Source organism: Streptomyces sp. NBC_01176 (assembly GCF_045039825.1).
In the GTDB taxonomy this organism is placed as follows: domain Bacteria; phylum Actinomycetota; class Actinomycetes; order Streptomycetales; family Streptomycetaceae; genus Streptomyces.
Window position 1 is genome coordinate 8,274,004 of the sequence record NZ_CP108600.1, and the last position, 12,452, is coordinate 8,286,455.

General features: G+C 70.8%; 13 protein-coding genes. 4 read left to right on the forward strand and 9 right to left on the reverse strand.

Annotated features, from left to right (window positions below):
• Positions 1 to 69: 69 nt before the first annotated feature.
• From OG199_RS36005 to OG199_RS36045, 9 genes are all read right to left on the reverse strand, one after another.
• Positions 70 to 513 carry a hypothetical protein gene (locus OG199_RS36005; protein WP_356927535.1) on the reverse strand — a complete coding sequence of 148 codons (444 nt, stop codon included), beginning with the start codon at positions 511 to 513 and terminating at the stop codon, positions 70 to 72.
• Positions 514 to 954: 441 nt separating this feature from the next.
• Complete coding sequence (locus OG199_RS36010) at positions 955 to 2,697, reverse strand: relaxase/mobilization nuclease domain-containing protein (RefSeq protein WP_405832984.1); 1,743 nt, start codon at positions 2,695 to 2,697, stop codon at positions 955 to 957.
• Positions 2,694 to 3,002, reverse strand: coding sequence for a mobilization protein (locus OG199_RS36015; RefSeq protein WP_102912502.1), 309 nt, complete (start codon positions 3,000 to 3,002; stop codon positions 2,694 to 2,696). The genes OG199_RS36010 and OG199_RS36015 overlap by 4 nt, the downstream gene beginning before the upstream one ends.
• Before the next feature lie 317 nt (positions 3,003 to 3,319).
• Entirely contained in the window at positions 3,320 to 3,553 is a 234-nt protein-coding gene (locus tag OG199_RS36020) for a hypothetical protein (protein WP_112438305.1), read from the reverse strand.
• Between the two features lie 85 nt (positions 3,554 to 3,638).
• Positions 3,639 to 3,830: a hypothetical protein gene (locus tag OG199_RS36025; RefSeq protein WP_057608355.1), complete on the reverse strand. Its 192-nt coding sequence runs from the start codon at positions 3,828 to 3,830 to the stop codon at positions 3,639 to 3,641.
• Positions 3,827 to 5,461 (reverse strand): hypothetical protein, encoded by a 1,635-nt coding sequence (locus tag OG199_RS36030; protein ID WP_405832987.1) that lies wholly within the window; start codon positions 5,459 to 5,461, stop codon positions 3,827 to 3,829. Before OG199_RS36030 ends, OG199_RS36025 begins: the two co-directional genes overlap by 4 nt.
• On the reverse strand, positions 5,458 to 6,099 hold the full coding sequence (locus OG199_RS36035) for a WhiB family transcriptional regulator (protein ID WP_405832989.1): 642 nt from the start codon (positions 6,097 to 6,099) through the stop codon (positions 5,458 to 5,460). The genes OG199_RS36030 and OG199_RS36035 overlap by 4 nt, the downstream gene beginning before the upstream one ends.
• A 162-nt stretch (positions 6,100 to 6,261) precedes the next feature.
• Positions 6,262 to 6,978 (reverse strand): hypothetical protein, encoded by a 717-nt coding sequence (locus OG199_RS36040; RefSeq protein WP_405832990.1) that lies wholly within the window; start codon positions 6,976 to 6,978, stop codon positions 6,262 to 6,264.
• Between the two features lie 2 nt (positions 6,979 to 6,980).
• A complete protein-coding gene (locus OG199_RS36045; RefSeq protein WP_207314571.1) occupies positions 6,981 to 7,871 on the reverse strand; it encodes a helix-turn-helix domain-containing protein in 891 nt (296 codons plus the stop codon).
• An 850-nt stretch (positions 7,872 to 8,721) separates the two neighbouring features.
• Between OG199_RS36045 and OG199_RS36050 the strand changes: the two genes are divergently transcribed.
• Genes OG199_RS36050 through OG199_RS36065 form a run of 4 tightly spaced genes read left to right on the forward strand, consistent with a single transcriptional unit; the run spans position 8,722 to position 12,391 of the window.
• Positions 8,722 to 9,192 carry an XRE family transcriptional regulator gene (locus OG199_RS36050; RefSeq protein WP_307797570.1) on the forward strand — a complete coding sequence of 157 codons (471 nt, stop codon included), beginning with the start codon at positions 8,722 to 8,724 and terminating at the stop codon, positions 9,190 to 9,192.
• Between the two features lie 36 nt (positions 9,193 to 9,228).
• Positions 9,229 to 9,741, forward strand: a complete 513-nt coding sequence (locus tag OG199_RS36055; protein ID WP_242643519.1) for a hypothetical protein — start codon at positions 9,229 to 9,231, stop codon at positions 9,739 to 9,741.
• Positions 9,738 to 10,946 carry an MAB_1171c family putative transporter gene (locus tag OG199_RS36060; RefSeq protein WP_277312439.1) on the forward strand — a complete coding sequence of 403 codons (1,209 nt, stop codon included), beginning with the start codon at positions 9,738 to 9,740 and terminating at the stop codon, positions 10,944 to 10,946. The genes OG199_RS36055 and OG199_RS36060 overlap by 4 nt, the downstream gene beginning before the upstream one ends.
• On the forward strand, positions 10,943 to 12,391 hold the full coding sequence (locus OG199_RS36065) for an amidase family protein (protein WP_277312440.1): 1,449 nt from the start codon (positions 10,943 to 10,945) through the stop codon (positions 12,389 to 12,391). Before OG199_RS36060 ends, OG199_RS36065 begins: the two co-directional genes overlap by 4 nt.
• Positions 12,392 to 12,452 lie beyond the last annotated feature (61 nt).

Sequence of the window (12,452 nt, forward strand, 5' to 3'; positions counted from 1 at the left end):
ACCCCTTGGTGCTAGGCGACGGGTGGTCAGTGCGGGCCCGCGGGCCCGGTGGGGTCGTAGGAGTGGTGGTCAGTGCCCGAGGTGGCGCAGGCAGTCCTCGAACGTGGCGTGCGTCGCGTCCGCCGGCCCGGAGTGCCGGTTGTACCAGGCGGTGTCGATGCGGGTCTCCTGCTGCTGGTGTCCGGCCCTGCAGCGCAGCCAGATCTCACCGCGGGTGGAGAGGATGAGCCAATCCCTGTATGCGCCGCACTCGGTGCAGGCGGCCATCTCGCCGTCGAGGACGAGGGGCTGCTTCCACGGCATCATCTTGCCTTCGACCTGGTCGTGGCTCGGCACCCGCAGTTCCGGCGGGAGGAAGTCGTCCACGATGGCGGCTGGCTCGGCGGACTCCGGCTCAGGCGCCGGCACTCCGAAGCCGGGCGGGACTTGGCCCTGCAGCTGCACGTACAGCTCGGCGAACTGTCTCTGAGCTTCGCTCGGCTCCTTGGCCCTGCGGCGTATCCGGTGAAACACCTCGGCGTCCTCCTCTACCTCAGCACCTCGTCCTGCGCGTTTCATGATCGTGCCCCACGCCCCCGGCGGTTTCAATTCACAAAGTCCACAGTCACCTCCGGCCAGGTCAGCAGAGGTTTTCGGCTTCTCGGCTGCCCAGAGGATGAGTTGGCCACGATGCGTGTCTCCATGCGCCGGGGTGGCCATGCCAGGGTGTGCCCGATCACACGCCATCGTCTCCCTCGACCGCTCAACTTCGCGACGCCTACTGGCTCGACTCGCCCCACCTGCGCCATGCCCGTCCGCCCTGCGGGTGCACGGATGCCGACAGCCCCCACATCGGACCTGGTCGCCACCGAGGTTCGATGTGGCGCACGACCATGCTCTGGATTGCGGGCGAAGCGGTGGCGCTGTCCCTTCTCTCGGTGATGCACTGAGTCCGCGTGGAGGCACCCGGCGGGCTCACAGGGTCTTACGTGATGTGTCCTCTCCGCTGCGCTGCCTGCCGGGCGCGGAGGGCCTGGTGGTCGTCCCGCGCGTTGCGGACCGGCGCCCTGCGGTGCTGGTCTCGGGCAGGTGGGAGGCGTCGGCGGGCAGATCGGCGGTCCGCCGCATCCGCCACACGAGCACGTCGCTGACGGAGTCCGCGGTGCCGAGTTCGCGGCGGCCAGCAACGTCGGACAGAAGGACGGCCGCGTCGTGTCCGGCGGCTTCGGCTTCCGCATTGGTCGCCGCCAGGGCGTACCAGCCGGGTTCGGCGAGGATCTGCTCGGCCAGCTCCGGCAGCGCCTCGCGCAGCAGCACGGTCTGCCGCTGGAGCATCGGTCGGCTCAGGCGTCGGCCGCGCTGGTAGAGCACGCCTAGGGGCTGGGTGGCGGCGGCCTGGTAGGCGGTGCGCAGGTGCGCGCCGGCCCGGGTAGCGGCCTCAGCCTGCTGGGCGTGCCCCTTCCTGGCGTGCCAGTGCGCGGCGGCGGTGATGAGGAAGAACAGCATGTCGATGGCCATGGCCGTGGTGGCTCCGTCCTCGCCGCGGCCGAGGGCCGGGCCGCTTTGGACGAGGTCGCGGGCGGCCTGCCGCAGGGCTCGATCGTGCCCGCGCACGGCGCGGACGTGAGAGCGCGAGGCCCGTTCGAAAGCCGTTGCAGCGTCGCGCAGTTCGCGGCGGGTGTGGGCGGCGGAGGTCTTCGCGAGGGCATCCAGGACCTCGCCGGCCGCTGCGATGTGGGCGGCGGCGACCGCGTCCTCGCCGTGCTCGACGACGAGCACGGCCTGCCACACGGCCGAGGCCGTCCCGCGGCGTGCGGCGGCCGGACTGCCCGGCTCCGTACGGATCGCATCCTCCCGCCGGGCAGCCGGAACGTCCTGCGCGTCACCGGCCCAGCGCTCGCGGATGCGGGGCAGCGACAGGTCGGGGGCCAGGCGCGCGCCGGGGTAGAACACCGGCTCGCCGTCCTTGTTCAGGTCCTCGGGCAGGGCGACCTTGTACCCGAGGAGGTCGCCAGAGGGAGCGGCGCGCTTGCGGATCAAGAGGCCGGCGGTGGCGAGCCGGTCGAAGAACTCCTCGTCGCTCCTCGCGCCGGCCACCGCGTGTCGTACGGTTTCGCGCAGTTCCTCGCGGGCGGTGCGCTCGCGACCCTGCCGCTCGGCTTTGTGGCGTTCGGCGCTGGTGGGCCGTTGGGCTGCGGTGCCGTCGCCGGGTGCGACCTGGTGGAGGCCGAGTTCCTTCTCGATGAGCCGGGCTTCGGCCTGGGCGCGGGCGCCGGAGCGGTAGTCGTCGGGGCGATGGCCGTCCTCGGTGACGAGGGTGGCGACGATGTGGATGTGGTCGTCGGCGTGGCGTACAGCGGCCCAGCGGCAGCCGGGCTGTCCCTCGCCGGGGTCGATGCCGGTGGCGGCGACGATGCGGCGGGCGATGTCGGCCCACTCCTCGTCGGACAGGATCCGGTCGCCGGGGTCGGCGCGTACGGAGGTGTGCCACACGTGCTTGGCCGGGCGGGCGTGCTTGGCGAGAGCCATCACGGGCTGGTCGAGGAGCTGCTGGAGGTCTGTGAGGGTGGCGCTCGGGTGGCGTCCGGGGTCGGGGGACATGCCGTCGAAGGAGGCGACGAGATGGGGGTCGGTGTGATCCTCGTACTTGCCGGTCTCGTAGAGGTAGTAGAGGAGACCTCTGGTGTCCGACCCGGACGGGTTGACGCTGGGGATCATGAGCCGTGGTGCTCGATCAGCCGTGTGGCGGCTTCGTGGGCGGTGTCGGCGGCACGTCGTACGGCGGCGACGGCCGCTTCGAGCTGAGGAACGTCTGCACCGGAGTTGAGCGCCTTGACTGCCTGGTTGAGATTGCTGCCGGCCCAGCCGAGCCGACGTCGGCTGTCGAACAGGGCTGTGATGACTTCGCGTTCGTCGGCGATCTCGGCGCTGGTGCGGTTGAGGTCGCGGGCGGCGGCGAGCGCGGAGCGGGCGAGGAACCCGGCGACGGACAGATTGCACTGGGCGGCGGCGGACTTGATCACGGCGAACTCATCATCATTGAAACGTGCGTTGGGCTGGTGGAGGCGCTTCTTCTCGGGCGACTGGCGCGGACGCTGGCGGGCGCGAGGAGCGCGCGGTCGGCGTACACGCGGTTCAGTCTGCTTCTCCTCCTGCCCTGGCTTCGATCCGCCCCCGGTCGAAGCCTCAAGGACCTGCGCCCCCCGGTGCAGGTCCTCTCCCGCCCCCGAGGGGGCGGGTTCGGCGGAAGCTACGCTTCCGCCCCAACTTGCTCGCCCCAAGACCGAGTTGGAGTCGGGATCAGGTTCCGGGGTGGTGCCGTTCTTGCGTGCGTTCGTCATCAGGATTCGGGCCTCGTAGAGCGGGTGCGCTGCTGGATGGTTGCGGCCAGCGCGAGGACATCGGCTGGGCTGGCAAGGACGCGGACCGGCCCGTCGGGGCGGTCCTGGACGAGCCACTGCCCGGTCGGCGTGAGGACGACGGCGTGTAGGAGTTGCCGGCGGACCAGGACGTCCGCCCAGGCATCGGCCTCGGCGACGGTGGGCTCGGAAGAACGAGGGGGACGCGGAATCACGGCGTACCTCCTAAGCGGGGCGGTGGCCCGGCACGGAGCCGGGCCACCTTTGCGGGCACGGGCTTTGAACTGGGGCTTTGCCGGTTCAGCCACACTCGGGGCAGCGCCCGACGTGGCTGTTGAGCGCGCGAGCCATCCGCTGTTTCGCCGAGGCAGCTTGCTTCGCACTGGACTTCGCCGCCGGCCTGCCCGCGTGCCGCTCGGAGTGAGCGAGCATGAACCCGATCTCTCGCTCGTACTCCGCGCGGACGGTGTCGAACTGGTGGCAGGTCTTCATCGGGCGGTGCTCCTCGTCGTCGTGATGTCCTCGTTCCGCAGCTCCTGGAGGACGAGGCCGAGTCGGTCGTTCCCGACACCCGTCAGGCCCTGGCGGCGGATGATTTCGCGCAGCTGCACCCGGGTGATCGCTCCGTTGCCGTCCCGTTCGAGCAGGGCGGGAACATGGGGGCGTACCTCGTGGACAAGCTGACGCTCGGACTCGCCCAGCTCGCGTGCCGGGCGCTCCGTCTGCGGAGAGCGGGACCGGGCACGGTTGTCCTTGTTCTTCGTCCGGGACTTCCTGGCCGGCTTCCGACGGAGTGGGACCTTGTGTCCTCGGTCCTGGGTGGTCCCGGACTCGGTGGCGGTCGGTCCTCGGTCCTGGGTGGTCTCGGTCCCGGACTCGGTGGCGGTCGGTCCTCGGTCCTCGGTGCTCTCGGTCCCCGACTTCGCGATACCCGGTCCCCGATGAGGATTTGGGTCCTGAGCTGCTACTTCTCGCGTGTTGCGGTCGGTCCTCGTGGCCGCTGTGTCCCGCGCTGCGGCTTCTGGATCGGCGGGTTCGGTCCCCGGGACCGCGCCGTCTTCAGGGGGCTTGGTCCCCGCGGTCGTTCCCGTTTCGTCGCCCTTGGTCCCCGCGCCGACCTTGGCTTCAGGGGCCGCCTCCTCGGGGACCGGTCCCCGAGGAGGCCTCGGTCCTCGGTCCGGGACCGGCTCGTCGGAACCGTCGGGACCGGGGACGGGGACCGGCACATTCGATGTCGGCTGTGCGGGGACCGTGGCCGCCGATGCGCTGCTGTGCGCCGGGGACCAGGGAGAAGGGAGCGGGACCGTGGCGAGCGCGAGCGCGTGTCGCCGGGCGGCGAGCTGGTCGAGCAGCTGTGTTCGCTGGAGGGGGTCGGTGCCGACCGAAGCCCTGCCGACCGCCTTCGACAGGCGTCGGGTCAGCCGTCGGCCTCGACGGTTCCGCTGCTGCTCGGGTGTGCGCTCGGCGAGGCGGGCGGCGAGGGTGACCGCACGGGCGGTGGCCCGGTCCCGGGTGATCTGTGCGGCGTCGCGGTCTCGCGCGGCGATGCCGAGGCGGGACAGGAAACGCTCGCGTGCCTCCCGGCCCAGGACGGCGATCAGTCCTTTTGAGGCGGCGCCGGGTGTGCGCAGGCGTAGTTCGATGCCCATGGCCAGGTGCCACAGCATCGCCGCCATGACTGGTCCGACGAAGGCGCGGACCGTGCCGCCGATGGGGCCGCTCTCTGCGTAGGCGGGGATCACCTGCACCGTAGTGATCACCCAGACCAGCGTGCCCGGCAGGCCGGGGGCGCCTTGGACGGCGAGGTTCTGCCGTGCCATCAGCGCGGTGGCGAACAGGGCGAGTTCGGCGGCGGCGAACATGCCGGCGCGCTCGGCGGCGCCGGCCATGTCGAGGTAGTCGGCGGCGAACCGCCACGAGGTGTCGGCGCTGTAGGCGGTGCAGCCGAGGGCGGCGACGGCGGCGACCTGGACTGCTGGGCCGCCGAGACGTTTCTGCGAGCGAGATCCCCGGCGCCGGATGGTCCAGGCGGTCAGTACGAGCGCGAGGGTGGCGGGCACGACGGCGACGAGGAGGAGAGGGAGGTCCGAAGTAGCACCGAAGGCGAGGACGGGGTGGGTCATGCTGCCTTTCCGAGAGGGGCGTGCGTCGGGGGCGACGCTGCCGGGCGGCCTGCCGGCTGCTGCGTGCCGGGAGCTGCGGGCGCGGGGGTGCCCTTGGTCTTGGAGGTCTTCTTCCGCTTCTTCTTGGGGCGGGGCACGCCGTAGTTACGGTCGCGGTCGAGGACCTTGTTGGCGGCTTGCCGAAGCAGGTCTCGGGCGTGCTTGTGGCTGATCTGCAGGGCGGCGGCGAGCCGGTCGGACTGCCAGCCTCGGACGTAGGCGTGGTCGATGACGACCTGCCGCTCGGCCTCGGTCAGGTGCACGTCGCGTCCCTGGAAGAAGGCGGTCACGCGCCGGTAGTCCAGGCGCTGGTGCAGTCCGTCGTGCAGCGGGCGCCGCTCGGCTTCGGTGAGGCCGCCCCAGACGCCCTCCCTGAGGACGTTCTCCAGGGCGAAGTCCAGGCACTCGCGACGTACGGGGCACCAGCCGCACAGCTCCTTCGCCTCCGCGATCTCCTCGTGATCCCGGGGCCCGGGGAAGAACACGGCGTCGGCGTCCTCTACGTCCATGCCGTGGCACGCTCCGCGGGTGTGCCAGCTGGTGTCTCCGATGCCGCGCAGGCCGGTGGCCGGCGCGTCGTGGGTGGTGATGTGGCGCAAGGGAGGTCTCCGATGTGCTGCCGCACCGGCCAGCTAGGGCGGTGCTCGGCGGGTGCGGCGTCGGGGGCCGGCTGCGGCGCGTGGGCGTGCGCCGCCGCCGGTGCGGGACGGTGAGGTTGGGTGGCGGTGCAGCGGACGGGGTGCACGCGCCGGGTGCGCCGGTCAGGCCAGGGCGGGCTGCTGGGTCTGCTCGGTGCGCTGGGCCTGCTGGGCGGCGGCGAGGTCGAGGCGGCCGGGGTGCGGGGTCGCGCGCTGGGCGGTTCCACGAGCCCCGCCGTCGGGACCGATCCTCCGGCGGCGGCACGGCTCGCCGGGCTGGGCCAGGCACCACTCGCACCGCACGCTCAGCGCGTCGGGCATTCCCTGCGCTACAGCGGCCTCACGTGCTGCGCGGGCGGGCCGGTACGGCGCGAGGGCCGCTCGGGCGGTGGGCGGTATGCAGGAGCCGATCTCCCGCAGCCGCGCCTCCAGCTTCGGGTCGACTCCGTCGCGACCGCTGGTGATCGCCCGGGCCTGCGCGGGCTGTGCGGTACCGGCGGCGACGGCGCGGCGGGTGCCAGCCAGCTCCGCTGTCCAGGCGGCCTGGTCGTCCGGGTCGACGGACGGCGTGGGGTCGGAGTGCCGGGCCAGGCGGTCGCGCCGGTAGCTCTCCCAGGGACGGGCCAGGTCCGCGGGCAGGATCTGGTACGGCGAGGTGCGGATGTGCTGGCGGGCGGCGACGCGGACGTCCCAGCCGGGCGGGGTGGCCATCGGCACGTCGCCGAGCAGCTCGTGCCACTGCGCGAGCTGGTCGCGCGCCTCGCCCTGGTCGGTGCGGATGGTGCGGGGGTCGAGTCGGCCGATGTAGGCCAGCAGGGCGGCGATTTCGCGGCGGTCCACGGTCAGCCCTCCGTTCCGGTCGGCTCGTCGAGGGCGGCGAGGAGGGCGGCGGTGTGGGCCTCCGTCCGCGTCATGCCTCCCGGTGCGGCGGTGTTCTTGCCGGATACGGCGTAGAGGTTCGGGTGGCTGGGGGCGTGCTCCCGGGCGACCCAGGAGCGCCAGTCGGCAGCCCAGGCTTCCGTCGGCCTCGGGGTGTGGCCCGCCCGGTGGGCACGCCACTTCGCGTCGGCTGCCTGCAGACCCTGCTCGCCGAGGCGGTCGAGGTGCCCCTGCTGGCGGGCCCAGGTGCGGGTGGCGGGGTCGACCTGCCACTCGGCAGCCGAGAGGACGGCAGCACCACCACTGCTGTACCTCCGGTTCAAATCAGGTTCACTACGGTTCTGTGTGCCGGTGGCCGGTACATCGCTGTGCCGGTGGCCGGTACGCCGCTGTGCCGGATTCCGCCTCGGCCTGCCGGTTTCCGGTACTGCCGGTTTCCGGACCCTCGCGGGGGATTCCGGCACCTCACGCGGGCGGATTCCGTACCGCCGCAGAGCCGAGAGCCGGAGCTTCGCGGGGCCGGCGGGCTCGTCTGCCGCCGCCGTGTCGCTGCCCTCCTGCTCGCGCTGGGTCTGGGCGACGGCTTCGGCGGCGAGTGGCATGCGGTAGACCGTGCTGCGCTGCGGGCCGACGAGGTCATCGAGCTGTTCCAGCTCGCCGGCCAGGAGCAGGCGCTCGACGGCTTCGCGCACTGTGGAGACCGAGGCGCGGGTGCGCTTGGCCAGGCTGGACAGCGAGGCCCAGGAGATGCACTGCTCGTCGGCCACCCGGTCGGCGATCGACAACAGGACCAGGCGCGCGGCCCCTCGGCTGGAGCTGTGCTCCCACACCCACTCGCGGGCTTCGCTGCTCATCGGCCGCTCCCGACGAGCTGGCGGGTCCGGCGGCTCGCCGGGGCCAGGATGGTGCGGTCCGGCTCGGGGCGCTGAGGCGCCGAGACGGAGGTGGCTGCCGCGCAGGCCAGGCGGAAGGGCCTTTTGCGCAGGGCAGGAGGCATGCGATACTCCCCTTTGCAGTGTTGCCACGCTGACGCGCCCCTCGGAAGGACTCAGCGTGGTGATGGTGGGCAATCTCCGCCCTTGCCGGGGCGGCTATGCCGCTTAGCGTTCGGCGTCCGTGAGTTACCGCTCCCGGGCGCCGTCGCTGTTTGCGGACCTTCGCGGTCCGGTCCGTGCTCGCGGTCTCCTCACGTCCGTCGCCGCAGGCGAGCTGCCCGGGGACGACGAACATACGCACGGACCCGTGTCAAGATCCAGACTTGGTTCTTAAACTCTGTACTGGTTGCAGAGAGTCACCGAATGATCGTGTGCCGCAGACGTCCGCACAGGGCCTGGTGGGGTGCTTCCTCGCGTCGAAGCGCACCGTTGCCGCGGTTGCCTCGTACGCCGAGAGCGTGCCATTGTGTCCGAATTGGAGCGGGAGTCTGGCATTCTCCGCAGCGGAAATGCGATGCGGGTGAGGTGTTTCCACGGTCGCCTCCGCGCTTTCCGATCGAAGATCAAATACGGCCTGCCAGACGTGACGTATGTCGCTGGACGAATGTGGCTTGCGCCACGTCACCCGGCGCACTCCTGTCGGTAGAAACGGACAGGTCGACCTGAAACGGGCGGTACGCGCCACACGGAAACGTGCTGGTGGGGAAGAACTTTCCATACGCGGGATCACGCCGTCAACTCATGTTTATGGCGAGGTAGGGTGGTTGAAGTGACGACGAAGTCCACCCAGGAAAGGATCATGAAAGAGTCGACCGAAGGCCAGGTGAACCCCAAGGGGCTCATGGACCGCCTTAACCGCCTGTTCGACACGGTGCACCCGCCCGACCGCGGCCCCTTCAGCAACGCTGAAGTGGCCGAACTCATGGAGAAGCGCGGGCTGGGCAAGCTGTCGGCGCAGTACCTGTGGCTCTTGCGGACCGGGCAGCGCGATAACCCGACGAAGCGTCATCTCGAAGCGCTCGCAGGGTTTTTCGGTGTGGATCCCGCCTATTGGTTCGATGAGGCCGTCGCCGAAAAGACAGTGCAGGAACTTGAGTTGCTCGCACTGCTTCGCGACGCAAAGATCAAGAACGTTCTTCTTCGCCTATCCGATGTCTCGGCGGATGGAAAGGATGCCGTCCTGGGAATCGTCGAGAGCGTACGAAAATCCGAGGGGTTGCCACCCTCAACTGGCGCGTAGAACGACCTTAGTTCAGTAAGTGATCAAGGAAAATCAATGTGGTCCGCACGTAGGCTGCGCCGGCCTGACCTCTTGGCCGAGCTGCAGCTCCCGCACGTCACCAATATCCGCGATCTCAGCGACGAGGTCTCTCGCCGCACGGGAAGAACGGTGGTCCTAGTGCCCCGGGAGCAGGCGCCCTCGGTGTGCGGGGCGTGCGCCGTCACGGAGAGTGCCGTCCACGTGTTCTACGACCCACAAACCAGCGTCCTGCACCAAGACCACATCATCGCCCACGAGTTCAGCCACCTGCTGCTCGGCCACCACGAGACCCGCCCGGCGTCCGCGCTCTCCTCAACGGTCTTCACCAGCGTCGGCTCAGCCACCGTGCAGATGATGCTGGGCCGCACCAAGTACGACGAAGACGAGGAGCGGGACACCGAACAGCTCGCCTCGCTGCTTCAGCGCCAGATCATCGACCGGTGGCTGCGCAGCGACGAGTCCTCCGGGGACGAAGTGCAGGACCGGGTCACGCACACGCTGCTGCGCCGACGGGAGGCCCGGCCGTGAAGGACCTGCTCCACCCGATCAGCCTCGTCGTCGCGACGCTCGGCTTCCTCTGCCTCCTGCGGGACGTGCCCACCCGGCGCCGTGACCCCGCCTCGGCCGCGCTGGCCGCCGTCTTCCTGCTGTCAGGGCTCTCGTTCCTGTTCTCCATCACGCCGATGTGGAACTACCTCGACCGTGTGCTCGGCACCGTCAACATCTCCGTGCCCCTCGCGCAGGGCTGCGTGGTCGCGCTCCTGGCCTGCCAGCAGGTGGTCCTCACCTACTGGGGATCCCCGCCTGAGGCAGCCCGCCGGCGCAGTCGCCGCTGGCTCTGGGCAGGCTTCGCGGTGATCGCCGGGCTACTGGTGCTGTTCGCCCTGCTGACGCCCAGCGCGCCGCACCCGATCGACTTCACGCTCTACTACGCGCACGACGACTGGTACGCCGCGTACCTCACCCTGTACGTCACGGCCTACACCATCGGCGAAGTCTTCCTCGCCCGCGCCTGCTGGCGCCTGGCCCGCCGCAGCACTCGCTGGTCCGTCCGCGTCGGCCTGCGCATCGTCGCCCTCGGCGCGACCGTCACCCTCGGATACAGCGCCGTCCGCATCGGCAACGTGATCGCCGGTGCCTTCGATACCTCCCTCGCGGAATGGGAGGGCTTCGCCTGGACCTGCGGCGATGTCGGCGCCATGCTCACGCTGATCGGCTGGCTTGTGCCCACGATCAGCGACCAGGCCCAGAGCGTCCGGTACCGGATCAAGCAGTACCGCAGCTACTACGGCCTGCGCCCCCTGTGGCTGGCCTTCTACAGCGAGGCCCCGGAGATCGAGCTGCCGATCGACAGGGTCGACCCGGCCCAGAGACGCCGCTTCCGGCGCATCTCGATCCGGCTCTACCGCCGAGCCGTCGAGATCCGGGACGGCCGCTTCGTGATCCGCCGGTACCTCGACGCCTCCGTCCGCGAGGCCAGCGAAGCCCGTCACCGAGCCCGGGGGCTTCACGGACAGGAGCTTTCCGCTGCCGTCACGGCGGACCAGATCCTCGCCGGAATCGCCGCCCGGGCCGCAGGCGCCCGCCCAGAGCCTGACCAGCTCACCGAGTTCGCCGACTCTGAACGCCAGACCACCAGGCCCATGGACGACATCGACGCTCTCCTCGACGTCGCACGCCACCTGCCCCGCCAGCCCGCACGAGCCCCCCACCTTGAGCGAGTCTCCGCATGACGAACGACCTCACCCATCAGCCCGCCCACGTCCAGCTCCAGGCCCTGGACCGCGGCGAGATCTCCAGCCGCGAACTGCTCGACCTCCACCTCGCCCAGATAGACGCCAGCCAGATCAACGCCGTCGTCACCCGCGACGACAGCGTGTCCCGAGCCGCCGCGCACGCGGCCGACGAACGCCGCGCCCGCAACGAGAGCACCGGCATCCTCGACGGGCTTCCTCTCACGATCAAGGACAGCTTCGAGACGGTCGGCCTGCGTACCACCAGCGGCGCCGAAGACCTCGCCGACCACGTTCCCGCACGCGACGCCGACGCGGTCGCCCGGCTCCGCTACCAGGGTGCCGTCATCATGGGCAAGACCAACACCCCGGCGTACTGCCAGGACCTTCACACCGACAACGCCCTGTTCGGCCCCACGCTCAATCCGCACGACCCCAAGCGCACGACCGGCGGCTCCTCCGGCGGCCCCGCCGCAGCAGTCGCCGCATACCTGACCCCCGCCGACCTTGGAAGCGACCTCGCCGGCTCCCTGCGGCTCCCCGCTCACTACTGCGGCGTCTACGGCCTGCGCCCCACCCACGGACTCGTCCCAGCCCGCGGCCACATCCCCCGACCGCCGGGATGGATCACCAGCAGCGACATGGTCACCCCCGGCCCCCTCGCCCGCCACCCCCGCGACCTCGACCTGCTCCTCGCCGCGCTGACGACACCGTCACCCGACGAGAACACCCCCTGGAGCGTCACGCTGTCCACGGCGCAGCGCCCGCTCGGCCAACTCCGTGTAGCGGTGTGGGCCGACGACGCAAGCGGCCCCGTCGACCGCAACACGGCCGACGCTCTCGCCGCCCTCGAAGGGACACTCGCCTCCTCCGGCGTCAGTGTCCACCGGACCGCGGGGCCGGTCGGCTTCGCCGAGTCCCTCCGCCTCTTCGAGCAGCTCCTCCACGCCACCACGACGGCCACCACCGACGATGACGCCGGAGCGGCCGAACTCGCCGCCGCCCGTGACCTGCACACGAACGACGCGAGCCCAAGAGCCGCCATCCTCCGCCACCGCACGCAGACACACCGCGCCTGGCTCCGCGCCAACGAGGAGCGCCTCCGGCTCCAGCAGACGTGGCGCCGGTTCTTCACCGACGGTCAGTACGACGCCCTCATTACGCCCGCCGCTCCTACTGCGGCAATCCCGGCCGGGAGCCGTTCTCTCACGGTCGACGGCGTCGAACGGAGCTTCTTCGAGCAGACCGGCTGGGCCAACCTCACCAGCCACGTCGGTCTGCCCAGCCTGGTCATGCCTATTGCGCACGGCGTCGACGGCCTCCCGATCGGGGTGCAGCTCGTAGGACCGGCCTATTCGGACCGGACCTTGCTCGTGATGGCCGAGCACCTGGCGCCCCTGCTCGGAGGGACGGTCGAGGGTGTCATCGCACCATGGAGCGGATGACCTCTGCGTCACCGTTGTAGGTGACTGCGCCTTCAGCGTCGGTAGGCGGTTCGAACCGAGC